We start from the raw sequence: 23,623 nt of genomic DNA, 5'->3' as shown, positions 1-23,623 counted from the left end.
GGCGGCGCGGCCTTTTCATAAATCCAAAGGGATCAAGATTACTTGATCTTGCCTTCTTTGTACTCAACGTGCTTGCGCGCAACCGGGTCGTACTTACGAACAACCATTTTCTCGGTCATGGTGCGAGCGTTTTTCTTGGTCACATAGAAGTGGCCGGTATCCGCGGTCGAGTTCAGGCGGATTTTGATTGTGGTCGGCTTCGCCATGTCATCAGCTCCTCATCGGGTGGGCGCACCCCGCCCGGGTAAATCTCTGGAACCCGCCTTTTAGCGCCATTGGCCCCCGAGTCAACAGGCAATCGGGAAATTCGCATGGGTTCCGAAACCATGCGCAAAGCGGCGCCCCGTCGGTGTGAAATTATGCGCGGATGGCCTGTAAGCCGGATTCTGTCCGGGTGTTGCCACCCTGGATGACCATTCCTCTAGGATGCCTGTTACCAGGCACCTCAAGCTGCCAACCCGGACCTGCTCGGGGCAAGACGCCCCTGGGGTTGCCCCCGCGCGATCCCTATTTGGCATTGCTCCCGGTGGGGCTTGCCGTGCCGCCCTTGTTGCCAAGTGCGCGGTGGGCTCTTACCCCACCGTTTCACCGTGACCCGCGCAAGCGCAGGCTGTCTGATCTCTGTGGCGCTTTCCCTCGGGTTGCCCCGGCCGGGCGTTACCCGGCACCGTTGCCTTGTGGAGTCCGGACTTTCCTCGCGTCACGCAGGGGCACGCCCCAACAGTCACCCGCGGTCATCCAGCCATCCGCGCAAAGTTGGACTTAGATAGGCTAGGCCATGGCGTCAAGGCGCAAGGGCAGAAGGGGCGCTGCCCCCGCATGAGTTTCCGGGGAAACTCATGCTCCCCCGGGATATTTCAGACAAGAAAATGCGAAACGTTGGGAAGGGCCGCAAAATCCTCTTGTGACAAAGGGCCTTCGCCCCATGGGCGGTGACGCAGGCGCACAGCGGTGAGCAGCGTGGCATCGTCGATATCGGTCGGATAGCCCAGCCTGGCTGCGCAACTGCGGAAGGTTTCGATTGCGGGGTCTTCAATCGGTTCAGACGTGCCCGAGCGTGCAACAAGCCCCTGTCGCGCAAGGCGCGCCCAGTCAAAGCGTGGGCCGGGATCTGCTTTGCGCCCCGGAGCCATGTCGCTGTGGCCAATGATGCCCTCGGGTGCGATGTTCCATCGGTGCATGATCTCGGGCAACACGGTTTCAAGCGTCGACATCTGCGGCTCCGAAAAGGGTGAGGCACCGTCATTGTCCATTTCGATACCGATTGAACGGGAGTTGATATCATCCATCCCCCGCCAAGTCCCTGCACCCGCATGCCACGCGCGCATGTCTTCCTGAACCATCTGAAACAGACGTCCGTCGCGATGGATCAGATAGTGCGCGGACACCTCGTGCTCAGCGGCGCACAGACGTTCCAGCGCCTCGTCCGGGTCCGCCATCGCGGTATAGTGCAGGACGATCAAAGACGGCACCAACCCATCCCGGCGCGGGCCGAAATTCGGGGATGGGCGGGACGTGATCCGCACCTATTCGCTCGCGACGGTTTCGCCCGAGATGTTCAACGCATCGCCCGGAAGCGGGGCTGGATTGGTCAGGTCCGTCGAGGCGGGTGTCCCGTCGGTGGTGATGCCAACAGCCTCCAGGTCTGCCTTGCTGATACCAGAATCTTCGACCACCGTTTCTTCTGCGACGACGCCGCGGGCCGTGCGAAACGGTGCCGGGTTCCAGCCGCAGGCGAAGCCGTCCCCATCCGGGTCCAGCCCATGTCTGTCGCGATTGGGTCCACCGGCCTCGAGAAACGCGATTTGCGCGAAATCGGCAGACGTATAGCGTGCGCAGTTGCGCTGTGCCCGCGCGTCGCCTGACAAGGCCGAGCGGGAGTAGATTGATTGTCCCACGGTGTTGGTGGTCGACAACGCATATTCCACAACCGACACGCCACTTCCTGCAGGTCGTTCCGGCACCGCCACGACTTCGGCTTGTTGATAGGCGGCCTGATAGTTTTCGATACGCTGCGCATCACTTTCGATGCTTTCGCGGGCGGCCACGGCGCTGAAATCCTGTTCGTCGGAAATACCGGGCGCAGCCGTGCTGTCTTGCCCCGAGTCAATCGACTGGCTGGTGACCGAGCTGCCTTCGATCATAGCCGACAAGGGCGCGCCCGACACCGCTTCGGCCCGCGGCACGGCAGTGTCCGGTGACCGGTTGTCGGGGGCATTGGTTGCACAGGCAGACAGTGACGCAACAAAGGCGAACCCAATGAAATACCGCATAGAACCCTCTTTCTGGCAGGCCGATTGGTTAGCCCGCCTGCGTTACCACCATTTCTGGGGCTTTGCCACAAATCCGGCGCGTGCCTCGACCTCGTGAGCGATATTCAGCAGATCGCCTTCTTCCCACGGACGTCCGATCAATTGCAGCCCTAACGGCAAGCCCTGCGCGTCCAGACCGGCAGGGACCGAGATACCCGGCAGCCCGGCAAGGTTCACGGTCACGGTGAACACGTCATTCAGATACATTTTGACCGGGTCTGCGTTTTCCATCTCGCCCAGACCAAAGGCCGCGGACGGCGTGGCTGGGGTCAGGATCGCGTCGATCCCTTGCGCAAAGACGTCCTCGAAGTCTTTCTTGATCAACGCGCGGACCTTGCGGGCACGGTTGTAATAGGCGTCATAGAAGCCAGCAGACAGCACATAGGTGCCAACCATTACACGGCGCTGCACCTCGTCCCCGAAGCCTTCGGCACGGGTCTTTTCATACATCTCGGTGATGCCGTCGCCCTGCGCGAGTTTAGCCCGGTGGCCATAGCGCACCCCGTCATAACGGGCGAGGTTCGACGACGCTTCGGCAGGTGCAATCACGTAATAGGCGGGCAAAGCGTATTTGGTGTGTGGCAGCGAGATATCCACGATCTCAGCCCCCGCATCACGCAGCATGTCAGCGCCCTTGGCCCACAGTGCCTCGATCTCGTCCGGCATACCGTCCATGCGGTATTCCTTGGGAATGCCGATCTTCTTGCCTTTGATATCGCCGGTCAGCATGGCTTCGAAATTCGGCACAGGCAGGTCGGCGCTGGTCGAATCTTTCGGATCGTGACCGCACATGGCCTCCAGCATGATCGCCGCATCGCGCACCGATTTGGTCATCGGCCCGGCCTGATCCAGCGAGGAGGCAAAGGCCACAACGCCCCAACGCGAGCAGCGGCCATAGGTCGGCTTGATCCCGGTGATGCCGGTGAAGGCCGCAGGCTGACGGATCGAACCGCCGGTATCGGTGCCCGTCGCGGCAAGGCAAAGGTCGGCCGCCACCGCAGACGCGGACCCACCTGACGAGCCGCCGGGTGTCAGCGCGGTATCCTCGTTACCGCGACGCCACGGGTTCACTGCATTGCCATAGACGCTGGTTTCGTTCGACGACCCCATGGCAAACTCGTCCATGTTGAGCTTGCCCAGCATGACGGTGCCATTGTCCAGAAGGTTCTGGCTGACGGTCGATTCGTATTCCGGCGTGAAACCTTCCAGAATTCTTGACGCCGCCTGCGACGGCACACCCTTGGTGCAGAACAGGTCTTTGATGCCCAGCGGAATGCCACACATATCCGGCGCGTTACCGGCCTTGATACGTTCGTCCGCCACCTTGGCCTGTGCGCGCGCCAGATCGGGAGTGTTGTGCACAAAGGCGCCCAGGGCACCCGCGCTTTCGATTTCGGTCAGGCAGGCCTCGGTCAATTCCGCCGAGGTCACGTCACCCTTGCGCATCGCGTCCCGCGCAGCGGCGATTGTCAGTTTGTTCAGCTCGGACATTATTCAACCACCTTCGGAACCGCGAAAAAGCCTTCGCGCGCATCGGGCGCGTTGGACAGAACCTTCTCGGGCATGTTGCCATCGGTCACGACATCTTCGCGACGCTTCAGACGCATCGGCGTGACCGAGGTCATCGGCTCGACGCCCTCCACATCCACCTCATTCAGCTGCTCGATGAAGCCAAGGATCGCGTTGAAGTTCTCGGCCAGTTCCGGCAGACGGTCGTCTTCGACCTTGATGCGGGCCAGATGCGCAACCTTGCGCGCGGTTTCGATGTCGATCGACATGGGATGCTCCGGTCTGTGTTTCGCCAGATCGTTTAGCGTGCGCCCGCCCTGCCCGCAAGCCATGTGCGCAGGTTGCGGCACTGTCCCACGGGTGACAGCGGCAGTTTTGCTGTTACTCTGACCCCGAACGATGAAAAGGGAGGCTTTCCATGCAAATCACATTTCTGGGGCATTCAGGCTTTCGGATCGAGATCGAGGATGCCGTTCTTCTGGTCGATCCGTGGCTGGACGGTAACCCGATGTTTCCCGAAGACCGCCGGAACGAGGCCATCGACGGCGCGACCCACATTCTGATCACCCACGGGCATGGCGACCACGCATCCTCCACGCTGGCCATTGCGCGCGAAAAAGGCATCCCCATCGCCGCGATCCACGAACTGGCCACTTTCTGGGGCAATGAAGACGGGGGCGAGACGCTGGGCTTCGGAAAGGGCGGCACCATTGACCTGAACGGCGCCAAGGTCACGATGGTGAACGCCTCGCACTCGACCAGCTTCGATTACCTGGGCGGCGACCGCCCGCTTTGTGCCGGGGCCGAGGTTGGGTTCATGATCGCGGGGGAAGGTCATGTGATCTATCTGTCCGGCGACACCGACATTATGGCGGATATGGACTGGATGGGCGACCTGCACAAACCCGATATCGGGATCATGTGTGCCGGTGGGCATTACACGATGGACATGGCGCGGGTGGCCTATGCGGCGAAACGGTATTTCGACTTCAAAACCGTGATTCCCTGTCACTACAAGACCTTCCCGATCCTTGCACAATCAGCGGACGAGTTGATTGCCGCATTGCCGGATGTGAACGTCATCGAACCGGAGGTCTTGAAGCCGATCACGATCTAAGACCTAGCGACGGGCGGCAAAAAACTCCTTCAGGATCAGCTCGGCTTCGTCGGCGCCGATCCCATCATATACCTCGGGCACATGATGGCATTGCGCATGTGTGAAAACACGCGCGCCATGAGCCACCCCGCCCGACTTCGGATCTGCAGCGCCATAATACACCCGGCGAATACGCGCGGCCGAAATGGCGGTGGCGCACATCGCGCACGGCTCCAGCGTGACATAAAGGTCATGGTCGGGCAGCCTTTCGGATCCGGCACGCGCGCAACCTTCGCGGATTACCAAAATCTCGGCGTGGGCGGTTGGGTCGTTCAACTCTCGCGTCCGGTTTCCGGCCCGCGCGACCACATCGCCTGATGGGGACACCAAAACCGCGCCGACCGGCACTTCACCGCGCGCGGCTGCGGCACGGGCTTCCGACAACGCGGCATCCATATGGCTTTTGAACCTGCTCATGCCCCCTTTTGCCTTGGGCGTGCACGCTTGCCAAGGCTTCCCCTTTGCCCCGCCCCGCGCTATGCGAAGACATGACAGACAAAAAGCGCCCCCCCGTTCCAAAATCCGCCCGCAAACCTGCGCCCAGAAAACCGGCCGCCGCGACGCCCGATCCGGCGAAGGGTGATCGCATCGCCAAAGTGCTGGCCCGCGCTGGCATCGCAAGCCGACGCGAAGCCGAACGGCTGATCGAAGCCGGGCGCGTCAAGGTCAACGGCGCTGTGATCGACAGCCCTGCCCTGAACGTCACAGCCAAGGATGTCATCCTGTTTGACGACATGCCGCTATCTGACCCAGAACCGCCGCGGATGTGGCTGTATTACAAGCCTGTTGGCCTTGTGACGACCGAACGGGACGAAAAAGGCCGCGACACGGTGTTCGCGTCACTGCCCGACGACATGCCGCGCGTGATGAGCGTTGGGCGACTTGACCTGAATTCCGAGGGCCTGCTGCTTCTGACCAATGACGGCGAGGTGAAGCGTAAGCTGGAACTGCCGTCGACCGGGTGGACACGCAAATACCGTGTTCGCGTGAACGGTCGCCCCAGCGAAGAAACACTCGCACCCGTGCGCAAAGGTATCACCGTCGACGGCGACCGCTTCCAACCGATGAGCGTTTCACTAGACCGGCAACAGGGCGCGAATGCGTGGCTGACCATCAGCCTGCGCGAGGGCAAGAACCGCGAGATTCGCCGCGCTATGGAAGCGGTCGGACTGTCCGTGAACCGCCTGCTGCGCGTCAGCTATGGTCCTTTCCAATTGGGCGAGTTGAAACCGGGCGAGGTCGAGGAGATCCGCCAACGGGTCGTGCGGGACCAGCTTGGGATGGAAGCCCCCGCGAAAACGCCTGCGCGAAAACGCTCAGGTCCGGCCAAGGGCAATCACGGCGCACTGGCCAAGCCGCCTGCGAAGCGCGGGGGGAAACCGGGCAAAAGGGGCGCTGCCCCTCGCGGCCGTGGCCGCTCACCCCGGGATATTTAGCGCCAGAAGAAACGCCAGATATTTCCTTGCTTCTTCTGGCTGAAAATATCCTCGCCGAAGGCATGAAATCTTCCGCCCAACGGGCGGGAACCTGCTTAGAAAAGCGATCCTTGTTCGGGGTCTGATTTCTTGGGTTTGCCGGGCTTAGGCGCCGGTTTCGGTGCTGGGCTTGCGGCATCTGGCCGAGCATCGCTCAACGCCAAACGCCCATCCGCGAATTCGATTTCCAACGCGGTAGCCTTGCTGGCGGCGACCTGTGTCGTCACGACATCTCCATCCCCCCGCACGACGGCATAGCCGCGTTTCAAGGTTTCAGTGTAGCCCAGCGTCTGGCGCATCCGTTCCAGCGCGGCCAGGCGGTCTTTCTGACGTGACACTGACGCGAGATACGCGTTGTCCAGCCGGGCCGATGTATCCTGAAGCACTTGATGTCGCTGCTGGTTGGCTTGGACGATGCGCCCCGCATCCAGACGGGCGACCAAGCGATCAAACTCGCGGCGGTGATCTGCCGTGCCACGCGACAAGCCCGGGCCAAGACGATTGGTTGCCATGGTCAACCGATCCCGCAGCGGTGCAAGGCGCGCGGTCAAGGCGCGCGGACGCAGTCCGGCAGAGGCTTCGCTGAGCTTCACGCGTCGCGCTTGCGTCATCTGGGTCAGGGCGACAGGCAGCTTCAAAGACGCTGTGTCCAGCCGTTGGCGCGGTCCATCCAGCAGCGCATCGGCACGCGGCAAGGCGCGGGACAAATCGCGCAAGCGCTGGCTGCGTTGAGTGACGCCTTGCTCCAAAGCACGCGTCAGGCGGGTGCCCTGTTCCTCGGTCCAAGCAAGAAGTTCTATCCGCACCGGCACAGCATGTTCGGCAGCGGCAGTCGGCGTTGGCGCGCGCAAATCAGACACGAAGTCGATCAGCGTCGTGTCGGTCTCGTGCCCCACCGCCGAAATCAACGGGATGTCTGAAGCTGCGACCGCGCGGGCAACGATTTCTTCGTTAAACCCCCACAAATCTTCGATTGAGCCACCGCCACGCGCGACGATCAGAAGGTCGGGGCGCGGTAAGGCGCCGCCTGGTTGCAGGCGATTGAACCCCTCGATCGCCGCCGCGACCTGCGGGGCGCACGCTTCGCCCTGCACAGCAACTGGCCAGATCAGCACTTTGCGCGGGAAGCGATCCCGCAGGCGGTGTAGAATATCGCGGATTACCGCACCGGACGGTGATGTGACAACGCCAATCACCTCGGGCAGGAAAGGGATCTTTTTCTTGCGTTCTGGCGCAAAAAGTCCTTCCGCCGCCAGTGCCTTCTTGCGCTTTTCCAACATCGCCATCAGCGCGCCTTCGCCCGCGACCACGACATCGTCGACGTTGATCTGATACTTCGATTGACTGCCGAAGGTGGTGATCTTGCCCGAGACGATGACCTCCATCCCCTCTTCAGGCATGATCGACAGGCGGCTGACTTGCCCTTTCCAGCTGACCGCCGCAATGACAGAGCGGTCATCCTTCACGTCGAAATACAAATGCCCCGACCGCGCCAACATCACGCGCCCGACCTCGCCCCGCACGCGCACGCGACCAAAAGCGCCCTCGATGGTTTTCTTAACCGCGCCGGAAATCTCGGACACGGTGAACTCGGGGGTGTTTTCACCCGGCTGGGGATCGTCAATCAGGTCCATCTTAGTCTCCTCCGCATCCACCACCGCCGCAGTCCGACCCGCAGCCACCGCCAGAACAGCCCGCCGCGCTGTTACTGGTCTTTTTCGACACCGCTAATGGAACACCGGAAAACACCGCCCAAACCACAACAGCCGCAAGCAGACCCAGGGCCATAATGCTCCGGTCACCAGTTGTCATCGCCGCGCCCGCGATAAGCACGCAAACCACAAGCGTGATCACACGGCGAACAGGATTGTCTTTCCGCTCTTCACCTTTCCAATAGGTGTCGGGCGCAGATTCACCAAATACGGTGGCATACAACGCCCGCGTATTGCGAAACTGTTCGCGATGCCGCAGGTCATCAGCCGCTGATTTACCCACGTCATGATGCAACGGTTTTCCCAAGACCTTTGCACAGAACCCATCCCAATAATTGCGTGTGTCTGTCATATGAAGGTGCCAGACCTTGTCGATGATTACCGAGGGCGTCACCGGTGTATCGGACAGTTGCGACAAGAACAGAAAGCGTCGATATTCTTCGACCGCACCTGCGGCAAACGCATCGCTCCACCCTTCTTCCCGTGCCAAACGGTCCGCGAATCCCGGCTCGAACGGGTGTTCCTGTATCGCTTGCCACAGCTTTTCATTCTGCATGCTTGTCGAGGCCCTGCTGCTTCTGTATTTCACCCACAACTTATACAGGGAGAGCATCCATGAACATCCTCATTCTGGGCAGCGGTGGGCGTGAACATGCGCTGGCATGGGCGGTGATGCAGAACCCGAAATGCGACCGGCTGATTGTTGCACCGGGCAACGCTGGCATGGCGCAGATTGCAGAATGTGCCAAGCTGGACATCGAAGATGGCGATGCGGTGGTGACCTTTGCGCAGGAAAACACGGTTGATTTCGTGATCGTCGGCCCCGAGGCGCCTTTGGCCGCTGGCGTAGCGGATCGCCTGCGCGAAGCGGGCATCAAGGTGTTTGGCCCGTCGGCCGAGGCGGCGAAGCTGGAGGCGTCGAAAAGTTTCACCAAGGAGGTTTGCGACGCAGCGAATGCGCCGACCGCAGCTTACGGCCACTTCACCGATGCCGAGGTTGCCAAGGCCTATGTCCGCGAGCAAGGCGCGCCGATTGTTGTGAAAGCCGACGGCCTGGCCGCCGGTAAAGGCGTGATCGTTGCGATGGACGTTCAGACCGCACTGGACGCCATCGACGACATGTTCGGAGGTGCCTTTGGCGGCGCTGGGGCAGAGGTCGTGATCGAAGAGTTCATGGAAGGCGAAGAGGCGTCCTATTTCATCCTGTGCGACGGCAAGACCGCACTGCCTATCGGCACCGCGCAGGACCACAAACGTGTGGGTGATGGCGACACCGGGTTGAATACCGGCGGCATGGGTGCTTATTCACCTGCCCCGGTTCTGACGGACGAGATCGCCGCCCGCGCCATGCGCGAAATCGTGCAACCGACCGTGGACGAGATGGCCAAGCGCGGCACGCCCTATCAGGGGGTTCTTTATGCGGGCTTCATGATCAAGGACGGACGGGCGCGGTTGGTCGAGTACAACGTGCGCTTCGGCGACCCGGAATGTCAGGTTCTGATGATGCGGCTGGGGGGGCAGGCGCTGGACCTGATGCTGGCTTGTGCCGAGGAACGTCTGCACGAGGCGCAGGTGAACTGGGCTGACGACCATGCGATCACTGTGGTGATGGCGGCCAAAGGTTATCCCGGCAGTTATGAAAAAGGATCGGTGATCAACGGGCTAAGTGATCTGCCCGAGGATTCACACAACATGGTGTTCCACGCTGGCACGACCGAGGTGGGCGGCAAGATCACGGCAACCGGTGGTCGTGTGCTGAATGTCACCGCACGCGGAGACAGTTTGCAAGAAGCTCGTGATCGCGCCTATGCGATGATCGACGGGATCGACTGGCCGAAAGGGTTCAATCGTTCAGACATCGGCTGGCGCGCGCTTTAGCAGGTCAGGCGCGCTGACAGGCTGTTCGGTCCCTGATAACGACCGACATTGGTTAGTATAAGCTCGCCCCCGTCCAGACGGGTTTCGATGATGCGCGACCAGTTGGCGCTGGCGGTGACTACGACGGGCGATTCCCCAGCGCAATCTCGAACACCGCCTTCGATGACGGGGCTTCCAAACTTATGGTTTGTGACACCCCCGGCAGAAGCCAAACTCTTGAATGCAAACCCTTCCGCGCCGGGCATGACGCTGACAAGCGTTAGCCGACGCGCCAGGTGCGGACGATCAACAAAGGCGATCTCGTCGATCTGATCGCCATCAAAATCCGCAATGCCTGCGATGGCTAACCAACGATGGCGCGTCCCGATAGGCGGGCTGCTTCCACGCATAACCAACGCGCCATTGCGCCACGAATAGACGCGGATCATAGCGCCGACATCGTCCCCGCTGAACACGGTCACGATCTCGGGCGCGCCATCACCGTCAAAATCATGCAGGCGCGGGACGGTGTCTTCAAATACGCCGCCGGTGGCGTGGGTAACCACGCGTGTGCCATCAACCAGTGTGACCTCAACCGCGCCATATTCACCGCCCGGAACCGCCCCATGGCCATAACGATCCGTCCGCTCAACATAACGGGCCGCCGTGATCTGCGCCGCCAACGGGGTCGCAAGACAAAAGAACAACAGCGCGGCCCGCAGACCAATCATCAGATTTGTTTTTCCGGCATATAGACAACCAGACCATCAAGATCATCGGTCACCTTCAGCTGACAGGTCAGGCGCGACCGCTCTGCATCCGGCTCATAGGCGAAATCGAGCATGTCTTCTTCCATCGCGTCTTTGGCAGGCACCTTGTCGACCCACGCGGCGTCAACATAGACGTGGCAGGTCGAACAGGCGCAGGCACCACCGCAATCTGCTTCGATACCGGGAATATTATTGTCGCGCGCGCCTTCCATTACGGTCAGGCCGTTTGCAACATCCACGACATGTTGCGTTCCATTGTGCTCGATATAGGTAATCCTTGCCATCTGGCGCCTCCTGTTCCTGCTCGGGCCTTTCTAAACAAGGCAAATAGGCAAGACCAACGGGATTTGCCAGTCAAGACAGCTTGAAGTCGTGGAAAATGTGGTTCTGCATCGAAATGATATCGAGAAAACCACAGTGCAAAACAAAACCAGCCCGAAACGCATCAACGCGAACGGGCTGGGTTTTCACACCTGTTAGGCGTGTCAGAACGGGTTAGATATGAAACCAGCAATGGCCGTTGTCACTGGATCGTCCTGCATGATCCAGGCTCCGGCCTGTTCGATCATGGACCCGTTCGACAGTCGGTCAACACGATCATTGTAGTTAATCGCACCGACCTGGCCGAACAGGAATCCCTTGAACAACATGAACCCGACAAGCGTGAGGGTAAGCCCCTTAATTGGGAAGCCCCGGCGCAGTCTTGGTTTGCTGGGAACCAAAAGCCCGTCGCGCTCTACCAGTTGGACATAACCCTGCGACAAGCGGCGGTGCTGACGGCTAATTCCGCGCACCCTTTTTTGAAAGTCTTGAACTTGTGCATCAGTCACTTTCAATACCCTCCCCTCAATAAAAAATCAAATACACCCACGTCAGAATATGGCAAAAAAGTGTTTATGACCAGAAATCTGTCAAATTTTCGGGTAAAAAGCACTAACTTTTTTGTAACACCAGTGTCGTCCAGTCAACAATTTCTGTGCGTTCGACCAGATTGAACCCGTTCTGGACATAAACGGAAATCACCTCGTCCGCTTGCGGGTTCAGGATGCCCGACAGAATCGCATAACCCTTGGTAGAAAGGTGTTTCGCCATATCCGGGGCAAGGCCGACCAGGGGCCCTTTCAGGATATTTGCGAACACCAGGTCAAATGGTGACGCCTCCTGCAATTCGGTCGCGTTGAACCCCGCAGCCTCGACACAATGGACGCGTTCTTCCAGATTATTGGCGGCAACATTGGCCTTTGCAACGTCAACGGCGACCTGATCAATATCGCTGGCCAGAACCGGATTGGGCCAAACCCGCGCCGCGGCCATTGCCAAAACCGCAGTCCCGCAACCGATATCGACGACATTCTTGCCAACGAACCCCTGTTCGACCAACCCGTCCAAGGCCTTCAGGCATCCCAGTGTGGTGCCGTGATGCCCCGTCCCAAAGGCCATTGCGGCCTCGATCAGCAATGCGGTTTTGCCGTCAGGTATCTTATCGGCATCGTGACTGCCATGCACAAAGAAGCGGCCTGCTTCCACGGGGGACAATTCACGTCGGACATGGGCGACCCAATCGACCTCGGGCAATTCCGAGACGGTAAAGTCTTTCGCCTTGTGCACGGCTGCCAGAAGGGCCAGCCCGGCAGCGTCAGGTTCCTCGGTGAAATAACCGCCAACCTCCCACGTGCCGCTTCCATCCTCGACCTCGAACACGCCAACGCCGGTGGGTTCGGGGATCAACGCTTCCATCGCTGCGCCAAGGGCTTCGGCGGCATCCTGTCCGTCCAAAGTGGTCAGTGCGGTCCAAGTGGGCATGACAGCGTCCTTTCTGATGACAGAAATGGCCTAGCGAGCAGCGCCGGCGCGGTCAACCACAACCGCAACGCTGGCAACCGGATTACTCTGCGACCTGCGGCAGCGGGCGCGAGAAAACAGTCTCGTTTCCCTTGTCAGGGTGGCGTGGGATAAGCAGTGACAGCATCAACGAGACACAGGCCATACCCGCCGCCAGCGCAAAAACACCCCCCGGCGACACCACCCACAAATAACCCAAAATCGCGGGCAGAAAGACCGCTGCGATATGGTTGATGGTGAAGGCCACGGCGGCTGTCGGCGCGATGTCCTGCGGGTCGGCGATCTTCTGGAAATAGGTTTTCAATGCGAAGGCCAGCGCAAAAAACAGGTGATCAAGCACATAGAGCACCGCGGCCAGCACCACACCCCAGCCGAAATAATATATCCCGCCATAGGCCAGAAATACGCTGATCAATCCGATATATTCAAAGGTCAGTGCGCGACGCTCGCCCCATTTGGCCACGGCTTTGCCCATCAGCGGTGCGAAGAAGATGTTTGCGATGTAGTTGATCAGGAACAGCGCCGTGATCTCGTGCACGTCAAACCCAAAGCGTTCGACCATCATGAAGGCGGCAAAGACCGTGAAAATCTGGCGCCGTGCGCCCGCCATGAATTGCAGCGCATAGTAAAGCCAATAGCGACGGCGCAACACGAATTGCTTTAGCTGCGGTTCGGGGCTTTCAAACTGCGGATAGGCAAAGAATGCAAAAACCGCGATGGCCAGCGTCGTGCCCCCCGCGATCATGTAAACAAGATTATAGCTCAGATCGAAAGTCTTCCACGTCAGCACCAAAAGCCCGTAGCTCAACAATGCCGCCGCTGATCCAATGGACATGATCCAGCCCAGCATTTGCGGCGCACGTTTCTTGTCGATCCATTGCAGTTGAAGCGATTGGTTCACCGTTTCGAAATAGTGAAACCCGATCGACGACAGCATTGTGACGGTCAGAATGCCGCCAAAGCTGGGGAACCACGCGGTGATCGCGGTGGCCGCGCCCAGCATACCCAAGGCAACAACGCCCAGCACCTGCTCGCGAAACAGCATCAGAAGCGCAATCACACCGATGGCCAGAAATCCGGGGATCTCGCGCACCGTGTGCAGCCAGCCGATTTCAACGCCTGTGAACCCTGCCGCCTCGATCACGAAGTTGTTCAGAAGGGCCGACCAGGTGAAAAAGGCGATGGGCATCCCCGCCGCCATCAGCATCAAAAGAAAGATTGGGCGGCGCCAGAACGGCAATGTCCGGGCGTCCTCAAGGGTCAGAATCTGGTGTCTCATGGGCCCGCATTACGCCTGTTTGGACCAGTTGGCGAGGTTAAAACGCATTCACCCAAGCGTATATGTTTATGACATATGTCAAGGCACGTTGCTTCGAGACCCGGCAGAATGATCTGCAATCGACGGAGAGCCTATGGATATCGTGCCCCTGATTGACCGGATCGGAGAAGAGCCGACAGCCGCGCTGTTTGGGCTTATCACTGGTATTGTCTTTGGCGTAGCCGCCCAGCGATCACGCTTCTGCCTGCGTGCTGCCACGGTAGAGTTCGCACGGCGTATGATGGACAGTTCAGTCGCGGTTTGGCTTCTGACCTTTTCGACCGCGTTGGTCTGGGTGCAGGGCGCATCGCTTCTGGGCCTTATGCGGCCCGAGGACGCCCGCATGATGGCCGTGACTGGCACGTGGTCGGGTGCCATCATTGGCGGTCTGATGTTTGGTGTCGGCATGGTATTGGCGCGTGGATGTTCTGGCCGTCTGCTGGTTTTGGCAGCGACGGGTAACCTACGCTCCGTGGTTTCCGGCCTGATCTTCGCCGTCGTCGCGCAAATGAGCCTGCATGGCTGGCTTGCGCCCACCCGTGACATGCTGGCTCGGCTTTGGATGACGGAAGGCGGGGTCAATGTGAACTTGCTGAATGCTCTTGGCGTGCCGGAATGGTCCGGCTTTGCACTGGGTGTGCTGACCGCCGTGCTCGCAATATACATCGCGCGCAGGTCCGGCATGGGATATCGACGACTGGTGTTCGGCTCGGGCGTCGGCTTTGCCGTGGCTTTGGGCTGGGTTCTGACTTATCAACTGTCGCTGGCTGCGTTCGAGCCGGTCTCGGTCACCTCTGCCACCTTCTCAGGACCATCCGCCAACACACTCATGTTTTTCCTGATCCCCGACCCGGTGCTGGAGTTCGACGTGGGCCTTGTCCCTGGTGTCGTCATCGGCGCATTCGTCGCCAGTTGGTTGGCCGGAGAATTCAAGTTCCAGGGCTTCGAGGGGGAAGCCAATATGCGCCGCTCGATGTTCGGCGCGGTCCTGATGGGCTTCGGCGCGATGCTGGCCGGGGGATGTGCGATTGGCGCAGGCGTGACCGGAGGCTCCATCTTCGTCGGCACCGCCTGGCTTGCCCTTCTGTGTATGTGGATTGGCGCGATGGTGACAGATGCGCTGGTGGATCAGCGTGGCGCTGTTGAGGTCGCGGCTGAGTGACTTATTGCAGCAGGTGTTCGGAAGGTACCCATTGCGCCATCTACATTGCTATGCGCAAATGACCATTTACTAAAACGCTCAATTACAAAACAGGGTCTGCCGGGGTTGCTCACTATTTGACCACGGTTGGGTCCACTGTTCATTTTCTAACTTTTCCGCTACATTGCCCCCAAGCTTTGGCACAAAGACCACAAAGCCTATGCGCCTTTTCGCAGCAAGCGTTCACAGGATCGTCGCGGCCTCAACAGCTTCAGGGCTTTGACCTAAGCTCTGAGAATGATGCGCCCGCATTGCCGCGACCGGCAGTGTCAACCGAAGGTGTCAGATAAATGGGAGTTTTGCTCAGGAGCTTTCTCGTTTGCCTTTTGTTGGGGTTTGCCAGCCCTGCTTGGGCAGAACGCGAGGTGCATGTTGTTGCTGTTGGCAAGGGGCAGCAGCCAGACGACTATTATGCATTGCCCGAAGCCCACGTATTGGTGGATCGTCCCGGTCAGGAAATCGGCCTTGTCCTGCTGGACGGCGGCGTGCTGCGCTGGCGCATTGAAGCGACCGATGGCACGATTATCACCGAGATCATCCGAAGCGGGCCCGGCATCAGGGACAGCGAGGTCCTTCTTTCGGGCATCCCCGTGACCGGGGTGCAAGTCTCAGGTCTGCCGCTGGTCTTTAGCCCCTGGGGGCGTGATTTCCGAACGTTGATTGACAGCGTGGCGGACAGGATGAAAACAGAGCGTATCCATAGCTTTAGCGGCGCGCACCAGTTCCACGACAGATTACTGAGAGTTGATCAGGTCGACACAGAAACCGCCGGTCTTGCCCGTGACTACCTCTCGGAGCAATTGGGAACGTCCGACGATCTTCCCGCCAAACTGCGCAGGTGGCTCGCCAACGGTGAGGGGGGTGGCGGCTACTCCGTCGATTTCGACCAGACGGGGATCAGCCTGACAAGCCCTGCCGGGACGCAACGGTTCCCGGTGTCGCCCGATGTCCCCGATATCGTTTTGCCGGTTGCGGGCGTGTACGCCCCTGACGAGCAGACAATCTATGGCCTCACCTACGGCGCGGACGGCTACCTATATTCCGTCGATGTGAGAACCGGAAGATGGGACGTGGTCACCAGCCTGCACGAATATGATGCAGCGGGCTTGCTGTATGATGCGGACACTCGTTTGCTGATCACGACGGGCGCATTTTCCCGACCGGGCGAAATCAGGACGTTCGGACTGGACGGGAGCCATTCATCGACATTTATCCCAACAACCGACTTTCCGGGCCTGTCCGACCTGTTCGATTTTGGCAACGAACATGGGCCTCCATTAACACCTCGGGTTTATGCAGACAATTGGCTGCTTCTCGAAGCACTCGGTGAGGGGGTCAGCGCCTATCCGGACATTGGGCAGTATCGTATTTACGCAGTTCGGATGGATACCAGCGAGGTCAGGCTGCTGCGTTATCGCGATGAGTGAATGAAATAGCACCCGCAGGAGCGCGGTTCTACGTAGCGAGGCATTCATGTTGGTTTGATTGTTCGCGAGCGGACGCAAACCATGGAGTTTCACATCTCCCCAAAGCAGCCAGCTGAGCAAGCTCAGCGAGCGATCTGGCTGTCCCGCATAGCTGATACCGATTAATAAAAACTCTGTGGATCAATATCCACGGACACCCGCATATCCCCTTTGATCTGGAACTGTGCCAGCCAGCGTTTCAGCGCCGCTTGGATCGGGGCGGTTTTCTCGGCTTTGACCAGAAGGCGCACCCGGTGGCGACCGCGTACGCGCGCGATGGGTGCGGGCGCGGGGCCGTAAAGCTGTGCGCCGATTTGGGTGAGCGGCTCGGAGCGGCGGGCCATTTCCGCGCCAAGGTCGAACACCGCTTGGATGTCGGGCGAGGACAGAACGATGCCCGCCAGACGGCCATAGGGCGGCACACCTGCGACTTGGCGTTCAGCCGCCTCGGCTTTCCAAAATTTTTCTTCTTCACCAGCAAGGATCGCGCGAATGACCGGGTGTTCGGGTTGGAAGGTTTGCAGAAGGGCGACACCCGGCGTTTTGGTTCGCCCTGCCCGGCCTGCGACCTGTCGGATCAGTTGGAAGGTGCGTTCAGCGGCGCGCAGGTCGGACCCTTGCAGGCCAAGATCCGCATCAATCACGCCCACCAAAGTCAGCTTTGGAAAGTTGTGCCCTTTGGCGACCAGTTGCGTGCCGATGATGATGTCGGCCCCGCCGTCTGCGATCAGCTCGATCTGTTCTTTCAGCGCGCGTGCCGATCCGAACAGGTCGGATGACAGCACCGCGATCCGCGCATCGGGGAAGGCGGCGGTCACTTCCTCGGCCAGCCGTTCGACACCGGGGCCGACAGGGGCCAGCTTCCCCTCGACCTCGCATTCCGGGCAGGCCTCGGGCATCGGTTTCGTCTCACCGCATTGGTGACAGACGAGGCGCTTTTGGAAGCGGTGCTCGACCATCCGCGCGTCGCAATGGTCGCAGCCGATCTGGTGCCCGCAGGCGCGGCAGATGGTGACGGGCGCATAGCCACGGCGATTGATGAACAAAAGAGATTGTTCGCCGCGCGCGATCCGCAACCGCACGGCAGCTTTCAAGGTGGGCGAAATCCAGCTTTGCGCGGGCAGGTCTTCTTGCCGCATGTCAATCGCGCGCATGTCGGGCATCACCGCGGGGCCATAACGGCTGGTCAGTTCAATGCGTTTGTACTTGCCCGCCTCGCAATTGGCCCATGTTTCCAAAGACGGCGTGGCCGAGGCCAGCACAACCTGCGCGTCGCAAATCGACGCCCGCATTACCGCCATATCGCGTGCAGAATAAAGCACCCCGTCTTCCTGCTTGTACGAGCTGTCATGCTCTTCATCCACCACAACCAACCCAAGATCGCGGAAGGGCAGATAAAGCGCTGATCGCGCGCCAACGACCAACTGCGCCTCGCCCTGTCCGACCATGCGCCAACAACGGCGCCGTTCGGTCATGGTGACACCGGAGTGCCATTCGGCGGGGCGCGCACCGAAGCGTTCCTCGACCCGTTTCAGGAACTCGGCAGTCAGGGCGATTTCAGGCAGCAGCACCAGAGCCTGACGCCCTTTGCGCAGGCAGGCGGCGACGGCTTCCAGATACACCTCGGTCTTGCCCGCGCCCGTGACGCCGCGCAAAAGCGTGGTGCCATAGCGGCCCGCGCGCACGCCATCGGTCAGTTGTCTGGCCGCCTGGGCCTGATCCTCGGTCAGCTCTTTCCCCGGCAACGATGGGTCAAGCCGCGGATAGGGCATGTCGCGGGGCGTGTCCTCTTCCCGGATCGCGCCCAGCTTCACCAAACCTTTCACCACCGACCCGCTGACCCCCGCCAAGTCGGCCAGCTCTTTCTGGGTGAACCCGGTGCCGGGCTGATCCATCAGCACATCCATCACCTTGGCGCGGGCGTCGGTCAGACGGTTGGGGCGATGGCCGGACGTCTTCAACACCTTGCGCATCGACGGTGGATCGGACAGGCCCGGCGCACGGGTCGCAAGGCGCAGCATCTGGCTCATCGGAGTCAGGGTGTAGTCACCGACGCGAGTCAAAAACTCCGCCATCTCGGTGCGCATCGGGGCAACCTCCAAAACCCGGATCACCGACCGCAGCTTTGACGCATCAAACCCGCCTTCACCCGGCCCCCAGACCACACCCAGCACCTTGCGCGGGCCAAGCGGCACCTCGACAAACGCACCTTGCACGCAACCGCCTTCGGGCGCGCGATATGTCAGGATACGATCCAGAGGCTGCGCGGTCAGAACACCGACCCGCGCGCCCTCCTGAAAGTGCTGAATGTCGCTCATTTCGTCAAAATCCCCTGGTTGCGCGCACCATAAGGGCTTTCTGCCTGCGCGCCCATGGGGTATGAGAGCGCAAACACCGAATAGCTGCAGGAGCCGCGCTTATGAAATTCTTCGCTGATACCGCCGATATAGACGCCATCAAGGAACTGAACGACGTCGGGATGCTTGACGGTGTGACAACAAACCCTTCGATCATCAAGAAATCCGGTCGTGACATTCTGGAAGTGACCAAGGAAATCTGCGACATCGTGGATGGTCCCGTCTCGGCCGAAGTCACCGCCGTTGATGCCGACACCATGATCGCGGAAGGCCGCAAACTGGCCAAGATCGCCGACAACATCGCCGTGAAAGTGCCGCTGACCTGGGACGGACTGAAAGCGTGTAAGACGTTGACCGACGAAGGCACCATGGTCAACGTGACTCTGTGTTTTTCGGCCAACCAGGCTCTGCTGGCCGCCAAGGCGGGTGCGACCTTCATTTCGCCGTTCATCGGTCGTCTTGACGACATCAATATGGACGGGCTGGAGCTGATCGAAGACATTCGCACCATCTATGACAATTACGGGTTCGAGACGCAGATTTTGGCGGCGTCGATCCGGTCGGTCAACCACATGAAAGACTGCGCGCTGGTCGGGGCCGACGTGGCAACCGCACCGACATCGGTCATTCAGGCGATGGCTAAACACGTGCTGACCGACAAGGGTCTGGACGCCTTCCTGGCCGACATCAAAGCGGCTGGAATCAAGATTCTGTAAGCTGGTCCCAGAGGCTGCGACTGTTACGAGGGGGCCACGGCCCCCTCTTTCTGTTGGGGCTTGTGTGAAAAATCTGCCCCCCACACGATGGCTTGGTGTATGTTCGCAAAAACGACAAGAACAAAACATCGAGGCAGCAGATGAGCGTACCAGCGACGATTGACGATGAATTGCGCGCGCATTTAATTGCGCAACCCGAAACCATTTTGGATGATCAGGACATCATGCGCGCACTGATCGCCGCGAATGAACGCGTGATGGGCGCCAATATCGTGGACCTGCGCGGCATCGCGATGGAGCGGTTGGAGGCCCGGCTGGATCGGCTGGAAGATACGCACCGATCGGTGATCGCGGCGGCTTACAACAATATCTCTGGTATGAACATGATCCACCGCGCCGTGTTGCGCATGTTGGACCCCGCAGACTTTGAACTGTTCATGGCAGACCTCAGCGGCGAGGTGGCCGAGATCTTGCGTGTAGATTGCGTGCGGTTGGTTCTGGAAACCGAACACGGCCAAAAGAACAGCGCTGTCGGGCGACTGGGGCCGGTTCTGTCCATCGCACCCCCCGGGTTCGTGGATGACTATCTGGGTATGAGCGGCGAGCAATCCACGCGCCAGGTTTTCCTGCGCCAGATTCAAGAGCAAGACGAAACCATCTATGGCGACACTGGCTTCTGGGTTCGGTCCGAAGCTTGCATTCGTCTGGATCTGGGCGAAGGCCGACTGCCCGGCATGCTGGTTCTGGGGGTCGAGAATGCCGAGCAGTTCAAACCCGGACAGGGCACCGACCTTCTGGCTTTTTTCGGCGGAGTCTTTGAGCGCGCCATGCGCCGTTGGTTGTCGTGACCACCAAGGACACGTTGGCGATCTCGGACGGGGCGCGGGATGCGCTGGCTGAATGGCTGGATCACATTCGTGCGCTGGACGGCGCGTCAACGAACACGATCGCGGCATATCAAACTGATCTGACCGGGTTTCTGGCGTTCATGGCGGGGCATCTGGGCGGATCTGCCGGTCGCGGTGGCTTGGCTCGGGTTACGCTATCGGACATGCGCGCATGGATGGCGCATGAACGCGGACGCGGCGTTGGCGCCCGCTCTCTTGCCCGATCATTGTCCGCTGTAAAAAGCTTCTATCGCTGGCTCAGCGAAAGGGATGACTTCGATGCGACCGCGGTTTTGTCGACCCGCAGCCCCAAATTCACCAAGAAACTCCCCCGCCCGCTGGCACCCGACGCGGCGAAAGCGGTGATCGAGACCGCCGGAATGCAATCACGGCATGGTTGGGTCGGGGCGCGTGATATCGCAGTCGCAACGCTTCTTTATGGGTGCGGCCTGCGAATTTCCGAAGCGCTTGGCCTGACATGCGCCGATGCTCCTTTGCCGGACGCCCTGCGGATCAAAGGTAAAGGCGGCAAGGAACGGGTGGTGCCGGTTCTGCCCACCGCCCGCGACGCGGTCGAGACCTATCGCCGCCTGTGCCCGCACCCGGAAACGCCCGACGCGCCACTGTTTCGTGGCGTGCGCGGGGGGGCACTTGGGCCGCGCACCGTGCAAAAAGTGATGGAAAAGGTGCGCCTGCAACTGGGTTTGCCCGCAACCGCCACACCCCACGCCATGCGGCACAGTTTTGCGACACATCTTCTGGCCGCCGGAGGTGATTTGCGCGCCATTCAGGAATTGCTGGGTCATGCCAGCCTGTCCACAACCCAGGCCTATACAACGGTTGACACCTCGCGGCTGCTGGAAGTTTACAACGCCGCCCACCCCCGCGCGTGACCGAACAGAAGCCCACACGGTTTCTTCTTTCCCCCTTTTCAATTTTCCGGCACAAAGCGCGCATGAAACTTTCAACCAAAGCCCTTCTTGTTCACCTGCTGACTGCAACAGGTGCCGTGTTTGCAATGCTGGCCATGCTGGCAGCCGTGGACGAAGAATGGAGCCTGATGTTTTTGTGGCTGGTCGTCGCCTTCGGGGTCGATGGCATCGATGGGCCGCTGGCCCGGCGCTATGACGTAACCGTCAACGCGCCACAATATGACGGTGTCCTGATGGACCTGATCATAGATTATCTGACTTATGTGTTCATCCCGGCCTATGCGCTGTTCAAATCCGGCCTGATGCCTGGCTGGACGGGGTGGTTTGCCATCATTGTCATTACCTTCACCAGCGCGATCTATTTCGCGGACACCCGAATGAAGACCAAAGACAACAGCTTTTCGGGCTTTCCCGGCTGTTGGAACATGCTGGTCATCGTGCTGTTCGCAACGCAACCCAACTTCTGGTTCATGCTGATACTGGTCACGGCGCTTGCGGTGGCGATGTTCCTGCCGCTGAAATTCATCCACCCGGTTCGCACGGAACGCTGGCGCTGGTTCAGCTTGCCCTGCGCCTTTGCCTGGACCTTCTTTGCGGGCTGGGCGGCATGGGTCGATTTCCACCCGGAAAGCTGGGCCCATTGGGGGTTGGTGTTGACATCGATCTATTTGATTGGCGCGGGCATTGCCCAGCAAATTCTGCCGGAACGCAGCAGCGCCTGAGGGGCGATAACTTAATCCGACCACCGTTTCAGGGCGTCTTCGTCATCAACCTTGGCATCCACCCAGTCGGTTGATCCGTCACGCTGGAACTCTTTCTTCCAGAACGGGGCACGCGATTTCAGATAGTCCATCAGGAATTCGGCGGCTTCGAACGCCGCAACCCTGTGCTTGGCGGCGGCGGCCACCATCATGATGATCTCGCCGGGTGCCAATGGGCCGTGTCGATGGATCACCAGCGCATCCGCCAGAGACCAACGCTGAACAGCCTCGTCCACGATCGCCGTAATCGCCTTTTCCGTCATGCCGGGATAATGCTCGATCTCCATCCGGTCCAGCGTCCCGGCATCATCACGCACCAGACCTGTGAAGCTGACAACAGCTCCAATATCGGTGCGATCTTGCGCGAAACCTGACAGTTCTGCACCCGGATCGAACGGCTCAGACTGAACCCTGACAGCCATCTTACCCCCCGGTCATAGGTGGGAAGAACGCGACCTCGCGCACGCCTTTCAGTGGGGCGTCGAAATCCGAAAGCTCTTGATCCAACGCCACCCGAAGGGCGGACAGATCGGCGAAAGCCGCCGCATAGCGCGGCTCTCGGGCGCGCAGTTCGTCCACCAGCTCGGCCACCGTTGACGCCTGAGTTTCAAGCTTCTCGCGTGGCTCGCCGATGCGTTCGCGCACCCATGCGAAATACATGACTTCAACCATGTTCTGGATCCTCTCGCAGAAACGGCATTGCTTTGCGGAAATAGTCCCAGCCCGTCACGACCGTCAGCGCACCGGCAACCCATAGCAGTGTGATACCCAGCCAAGCGGACCACCGGCTCGCGGCCTCGTAATACAGCAAGCCTATACCATCCGGGATCGTACCATTAAATATGCCGTCAACCGTGGATTGATCCATCCCCTGCATCCGGTCCAGCAAACTGTGCTGGAATATCCCGGTTGAAAACAGAATAGCAATCGCCACCATCTGCACGGTGGTTTTCCATTTTGCCAGTTGGGTCACCTTGAGTGCCCGCGCGCGGTCGCCCAGTGTTTCACGCAGACCGGATACAAAAACCTCGCGATAGATGATCAGGGCCGAGGGCAACAGGATCCATGGCGTCACGCCCGCGTAGCCATTTATGACCAGAAGCGCGATCAGCACCATGGCCTTGTCGGCAATCGGATCCATCGCAGCGCCAAACAGGCTTTCCAGCTTCCACGCACGCGCCAGATACCCATCCAGATAATCTGTGATCGAGGCCACGATGAACAGGATCATTGCATACCAATCCGCCCAGGGTCGCGCGAAATACAAGAACATGATTGGCAACAATGGCGCTGCAATCAGGCGGGCGACGGTCAGGATATTAGGCAGGTTCCATTTCATAGGTTTCTCCTTA

The 23,623-nt window shown here is 59.9% G+C and carries 26 protein-coding genes and 1 other RNA gene; 9 read left to right on the top strand and 18 right to left on the bottom strand.

Translation table 11 applies throughout. The features are described 5' to 3' along the window. Positions 1 to 38: 38 nt before the first annotated feature. The 6 genes from rpmG to gatC form a co-directional block, all read right to left on the bottom strand. Complete coding sequence (gene rpmG, locus J3R80_RS12040) at positions 39 to 206, bottom strand: 50S ribosomal protein L33 (RefSeq protein ID WP_012179442.1); 168 nt, start codon at positions 204 to 206, stop codon at positions 39 to 41. A gap of 153 nt (positions 207 to 359) precedes the next feature. Beyond that, positions 360 to 750: RNase P RNA component class A (gene rnpB, locus J3R80_RS12035), an RNA gene on the bottom strand. 107 nt (positions 751 to 857) lie between these two features. Next, a complete protein-coding gene (locus J3R80_RS12030; protein WP_275394030.1) occupies positions 858 to 1,526 on the bottom strand; it encodes an N-acetylmuramoyl-L-alanine amidase in 669 nt (222 codons plus the stop codon). Next, positions 1,527 to 2,273: a hypothetical protein gene (locus tag J3R80_RS12025; RefSeq protein ID WP_275394029.1), complete on the bottom strand. Its 747-nt coding sequence runs from the start codon at positions 2,271 to 2,273 to the stop codon at positions 1,527 to 1,529. It abuts the gene before it with no gap. Positions 2,274 to 2,315: 42 nt separating this feature from the next. Continuing rightward, positions 2,316 to 3,803: an Asp-tRNA(Asn)/Glu-tRNA(Gln) amidotransferase subunit GatA gene (gene gatA, locus J3R80_RS12020; protein WP_275394028.1), complete on the bottom strand. Its 1,488-nt coding sequence runs from the start codon at positions 3,801 to 3,803 to the stop codon at positions 2,316 to 2,318. After that, positions 3,803 to 4,090 (bottom strand): Asp-tRNA(Asn)/Glu-tRNA(Gln) amidotransferase subunit GatC, encoded by a 288-nt coding sequence (gene gatC, locus J3R80_RS12015; RefSeq protein ID WP_191286528.1) that lies wholly within the window; start codon positions 4,088 to 4,090, stop codon positions 3,803 to 3,805. Before gatC ends, gatA begins: the two co-directional genes overlap by 1 nt. Before the next feature lie 149 nt (positions 4,091 to 4,239). Between gatC and J3R80_RS12010 the strand changes: the two genes are divergently transcribed. Continuing rightward, positions 4,240 to 4,938, top strand: a complete 699-nt coding sequence (locus J3R80_RS12010; protein WP_275394027.1) for a metal-dependent hydrolase — start codon at positions 4,240 to 4,242, stop codon at positions 4,936 to 4,938. A 3-nt stretch (positions 4,939 to 4,941) separates the two neighbouring features. Here J3R80_RS12010 and J3R80_RS12005 read toward each other — a convergent pair whose 3' ends face one another. Beyond that, positions 4,942 to 5,394, bottom strand: coding sequence for a nucleoside deaminase (locus J3R80_RS12005; RefSeq protein WP_275394026.1), 453 nt, complete (start codon positions 5,392 to 5,394; stop codon positions 4,942 to 4,944). Between the two features lie 71 nt (positions 5,395 to 5,465). On the opposite strand from J3R80_RS12005, the gene J3R80_RS12000 reads away from it, so the two are divergent. Then, positions 5,466 to 6,413: a pseudouridine synthase gene (locus J3R80_RS12000; protein WP_275394025.1), complete on the top strand. Its 948-nt coding sequence runs from the start codon at positions 5,466 to 5,468 to the stop codon at positions 6,411 to 6,413. 95 nt (positions 6,414 to 6,508) lie between these two features. Here the strand turns inward: J3R80_RS12000 and xseA are convergent, their stop codons facing one another. Both xseA and J3R80_RS11990 read right to left on the bottom strand, forming a co-directional pair. After that, on the bottom strand, positions 6,509 to 8,086 hold the full coding sequence (gene xseA / locus J3R80_RS11995; RefSeq protein WP_275394024.1) for an exodeoxyribonuclease VII large subunit: 1,578 nt from the start codon (positions 8,084 to 8,086) through the stop codon (positions 6,509 to 6,511). Between the two features lies 1 nt (position 8,087). Further along, the gene (locus tag J3R80_RS11990) at positions 8,088 to 8,720 is read right to left on the bottom strand and encodes a hypothetical protein (protein ID WP_275394023.1); all 633 of its coding nucleotides are present in this window, start codon (positions 8,718 to 8,720) and stop codon (positions 8,088 to 8,090) included. 59 nt (positions 8,721 to 8,779) lie between these two features. On the opposite strand from J3R80_RS11990, the gene purD reads away from it, so the two are divergent. Further along, complete coding sequence (gene purD, locus J3R80_RS11985) at positions 8,780 to 10,042, top strand: phosphoribosylamine--glycine ligase (RefSeq protein ID WP_275394022.1); 1,263 nt, start codon at positions 8,780 to 8,782, stop codon at positions 10,040 to 10,042. Here the strand turns inward: purD and J3R80_RS11980 are convergent. From J3R80_RS11980 to J3R80_RS11960, 5 genes are all read right to left on the bottom strand, one after another. After that, positions 10,039 to 10,752 carry a VCBS repeat-containing protein gene (locus tag J3R80_RS11980; RefSeq protein ID WP_275394021.1) on the bottom strand — a complete coding sequence of 238 codons (714 nt, stop codon included), beginning with the start codon at positions 10,750 to 10,752 and terminating at the stop codon, positions 10,039 to 10,041. The genes purD and J3R80_RS11980 overlap by 4 nt on opposite strands. Further along, positions 10,752 to 11,075: a 2Fe-2S iron-sulfur cluster-binding protein gene (locus J3R80_RS11975; protein WP_275394020.1), complete on the bottom strand. Its 324-nt coding sequence runs from the start codon at positions 11,073 to 11,075 to the stop codon at positions 10,752 to 10,754. Before J3R80_RS11975 ends, J3R80_RS11980 begins: the two co-directional genes overlap by 1 nt. A gap of 201 nt (positions 11,076 to 11,276) precedes the next feature. After that, a complete protein-coding gene (locus tag J3R80_RS11970; RefSeq protein WP_275394019.1) occupies positions 11,277 to 11,627 on the bottom strand; it encodes a hypothetical protein in 351 nt (116 codons plus the stop codon). Positions 11,628 to 11,724: 97 nt separating this feature from the next. Then, positions 11,725 to 12,594, bottom strand: coding sequence for a 50S ribosomal protein L11 methyltransferase (locus J3R80_RS11965; RefSeq protein ID WP_275394018.1), 870 nt, complete (start codon positions 12,592 to 12,594; stop codon positions 11,725 to 11,727). A gap of 82 nt (positions 12,595 to 12,676) precedes the next feature. After that, positions 12,677 to 13,912: an MFS transporter gene (locus J3R80_RS11960; RefSeq protein WP_275394017.1), complete on the bottom strand. Its 1,236-nt coding sequence runs from the start codon at positions 13,910 to 13,912 to the stop codon at positions 12,677 to 12,679. Between the two features lie 133 nt (positions 13,913 to 14,045). On the opposite strand from J3R80_RS11960, the gene J3R80_RS11955 reads away from it, so the two are divergent. Together J3R80_RS11955 and J3R80_RS11950 are read left to right on the top strand one after the other, a co-directional pair. Then, complete coding sequence (locus J3R80_RS11955; RefSeq protein ID WP_275394016.1) at positions 14,046 to 15,113, top strand: YeeE/YedE family protein; 1,068 nt, start codon at positions 14,046 to 14,048, stop codon at positions 15,111 to 15,113. Positions 15,114 to 15,442: 329 nt separating this feature from the next. Beyond that, entirely contained in the window at positions 15,443 to 16,579 is a 1,137-nt protein-coding gene (locus J3R80_RS11950) for a hypothetical protein (protein WP_275394015.1), read from the top strand. Between the two features lie 161 nt (positions 16,580 to 16,740). Here the strand turns inward: J3R80_RS11950 and J3R80_RS11945 are convergent, their stop codons facing one another. Further along, the gene (locus J3R80_RS11945; RefSeq protein WP_275394014.1) at positions 16,741 to 18,936 is read right to left on the bottom strand and encodes a primosomal protein N'; all 2,196 of its coding nucleotides are present in this window, start codon (positions 18,934 to 18,936) and stop codon (positions 16,741 to 16,743) included. A gap of 101 nt (positions 18,937 to 19,037) precedes the next feature. Between J3R80_RS11945 and fsa the strand changes: the two genes are divergently transcribed. The 4 genes from fsa to J3R80_RS11925 all read left to right on the top strand — a co-directional run bounded on the left by fsa (position 19,038) and on the right by J3R80_RS11925 (position 22,232). Then, the gene (gene fsa / locus J3R80_RS11940; protein WP_275394013.1) at positions 19,038 to 19,691 is read left to right on the top strand and encodes a fructose-6-phosphate aldolase; all 654 of its coding nucleotides are present in this window, start codon (positions 19,038 to 19,040) and stop codon (positions 19,689 to 19,691) included. A 140-nt stretch (positions 19,692 to 19,831) separates the two neighbouring features. Next, positions 19,832 to 20,539 (top strand): DUF484 family protein, encoded by a 708-nt coding sequence (locus tag J3R80_RS11935; RefSeq protein ID WP_275394011.1) that lies wholly within the window; start codon positions 19,832 to 19,834, stop codon positions 20,537 to 20,539. Continuing rightward, on the top strand, positions 20,536 to 21,471 hold the full coding sequence (locus J3R80_RS11930; protein ID WP_275394010.1) for a tyrosine recombinase XerC: 936 nt from the start codon (positions 20,536 to 20,538) through the stop codon (positions 21,469 to 21,471). Before J3R80_RS11935 ends, J3R80_RS11930 begins: the two co-directional genes overlap by 4 nt. Before the next feature lie 62 nt (positions 21,472 to 21,533). Beyond that, positions 21,534 to 22,232, top strand: a complete 699-nt coding sequence (locus J3R80_RS11925; protein ID WP_275394009.1) for a CDP-alcohol phosphatidyltransferase family protein — start codon at positions 21,534 to 21,536, stop codon at positions 22,230 to 22,232. A gap of 11 nt (positions 22,233 to 22,243) precedes the next feature. On the opposite strand, the gene J3R80_RS11920 is transcribed toward J3R80_RS11925, so the two are convergent. From J3R80_RS11920 to pgsA, 3 genes are read right to left on the bottom strand one after another with little or no spacing between them, the layout of a single operon-like run. Next, on the bottom strand, positions 22,244 to 22,693 hold the full coding sequence (locus tag J3R80_RS11920) for a molybdenum cofactor biosynthesis protein MoaE (RefSeq protein WP_275394008.1): 450 nt from the start codon (positions 22,691 to 22,693) through the stop codon (positions 22,244 to 22,246). A 1-nt stretch (position 22,694) separates the two neighbouring features. Further along, positions 22,695 to 22,943 carry a molybdopterin converting factor subunit 1 gene (gene moaD / locus J3R80_RS11915; protein ID WP_275394007.1) on the bottom strand — a complete coding sequence of 83 codons (249 nt, stop codon included), beginning with the start codon at positions 22,941 to 22,943 and terminating at the stop codon, positions 22,695 to 22,697. After that, complete coding sequence (pgsA, locus tag J3R80_RS11910) at positions 22,936 to 23,610, bottom strand: CDP-diacylglycerol--glycerol-3-phosphate 3-phosphatidyltransferase (protein ID WP_275394006.1); 675 nt, start codon at positions 23,608 to 23,610, stop codon at positions 22,936 to 22,938. Before pgsA ends, moaD begins: the two co-directional genes overlap by 8 nt. Positions 23,611 to 23,623 lie beyond the last annotated feature (13 nt).

Origin of the sequence: Aliiroseovarius sp. Z3, from assembly GCF_029105185.1 — a bacterium.
In the GTDB taxonomy this organism is placed as follows: domain Bacteria; phylum Pseudomonadota; class Alphaproteobacteria; order Rhodobacterales; family Rhodobacteraceae; genus Aliiroseovarius.
Note: the sequence above shows the minus strand (reverse complement) of the source record. Positions and strands in the feature narration are given on the sequence as shown.

Excerpts from the sequence above, each read along its gene's own strand:
- rpmG (WP_012179442.1), bottom strand. The coding sequence starts at position 206 with ATGGCGAAGCCGACCACAATCAAAATCCGCCTGAACTCGACCGCGGAT.
- J3R80_RS11935 (WP_275394011.1), top strand. The coding sequence starts at position 19,832 with ATGAGCGTACCAGCGACGATTGACGATGAATTGCGCGCGCATTTAATT.
- gatC (WP_191286528.1), bottom strand. The coding sequence starts at position 4,090 with ATGTCGATCGACATCGAAACCGCGCGCAAGGTTGCGCATCTGGCCCGC.
- moaD (WP_275394007.1), bottom strand. The coding sequence starts at position 22,943 with ATGGTTGAAGTCATGTATTTCGCATGGGTGCGCGAACGCATCGGCGAG.
- J3R80_RS12005 (WP_275394026.1), bottom strand. The coding sequence starts at position 5,394 with ATGAGCAGGTTCAAAAGCCATATGGATGCCGCGTTGTCGGAAGCCCGT.
- fsa (WP_275394013.1), top strand. The coding sequence starts at position 19,038 with ATGAAATTCTTCGCTGATACCGCCGATATAGACGCCATCAAGGAACTG.
- J3R80_RS11965 (WP_275394018.1), bottom strand. The coding sequence starts at position 12,594 with ATGCCCACTTGGACCGCACTGACCACTTTGGACGGACAGGATGCCGCC.
- J3R80_RS12000 (WP_275394025.1), top strand. The coding sequence starts at position 5,466 with ATGACAGACAAAAAGCGCCCCCCCGTTCCAAAATCCGCCCGCAAACCT.
- gatA (WP_275394028.1), bottom strand. The coding sequence starts at position 3,803 with ATGTCCGAGCTGAACAAACTGACAATCGCCGCTGCGCGGGACGCGATG.
- purD (WP_275394022.1), top strand. The coding sequence starts at position 8,780 with ATGAACATCCTCATTCTGGGCAGCGGTGGGCGTGAACATGCGCTGGCA.
- J3R80_RS11950 (WP_275394015.1), top strand. The coding sequence starts at position 15,443 with ATGGGAGTTTTGCTCAGGAGCTTTCTCGTTTGCCTTTTGTTGGGGTTT.
- J3R80_RS11990 (WP_275394023.1), bottom strand. The coding sequence starts at position 8,720 with ATGCAGAATGAAAAGCTGTGGCAAGCGATACAGGAACACCCGTTCGAG.
- J3R80_RS11975 (WP_275394020.1), bottom strand. The coding sequence starts at position 11,075 with ATGGCAAGGATTACCTATATCGAGCACAATGGAACGCAACATGTCGTG.
- xseA (WP_275394024.1), bottom strand. The coding sequence starts at position 8,086 with ATGGACCTGATTGACGATCCCCAGCCGGGTGAAAACACCCCCGAGTTC.
- J3R80_RS12010 (WP_275394027.1), top strand. The coding sequence starts at position 4,240 with ATGCAAATCACATTTCTGGGGCATTCAGGCTTTCGGATCGAGATCGAG.
- J3R80_RS12025 (WP_275394029.1), bottom strand. The coding sequence starts at position 2,273 with ATGCGGTATTTCATTGGGTTCGCCTTTGTTGCGTCACTGTCTGCCTGT.
- J3R80_RS11955 (WP_275394016.1), top strand. The coding sequence starts at position 14,046 with ATGGATATCGTGCCCCTGATTGACCGGATCGGAGAAGAGCCGACAGCC.
- J3R80_RS11925 (WP_275394009.1), top strand. The coding sequence starts at position 21,534 with ATGAAACTTTCAACCAAAGCCCTTCTTGTTCACCTGCTGACTGCAACA.
- J3R80_RS11980 (WP_275394021.1), bottom strand. The coding sequence starts at position 10,752 with ATGATTGGTCTGCGGGCCGCGCTGTTGTTCTTTTGTCTTGCGACCCCG.
- pgsA (WP_275394006.1), bottom strand. The coding sequence starts at position 23,610 with ATGAAATGGAACCTGCCTAATATCCTGACCGTCGCCCGCCTGATTGCA.
- J3R80_RS11920 (WP_275394008.1), bottom strand. The coding sequence starts at position 22,693 with ATGGCTGTCAGGGTTCAGTCTGAGCCGTTCGATCCGGGTGCAGAACTG.
- J3R80_RS11945 (WP_275394014.1), bottom strand. The coding sequence starts at position 18,936 with ATGAGCGACATTCAGCACTTTCAGGAGGGCGCGCGGGTCGGTGTTCTG.
- J3R80_RS11960 (WP_275394017.1), bottom strand. The coding sequence starts at position 13,912 with ATGAGACACCAGATTCTGACCCTTGAGGACGCCCGGACATTGCCGTTC.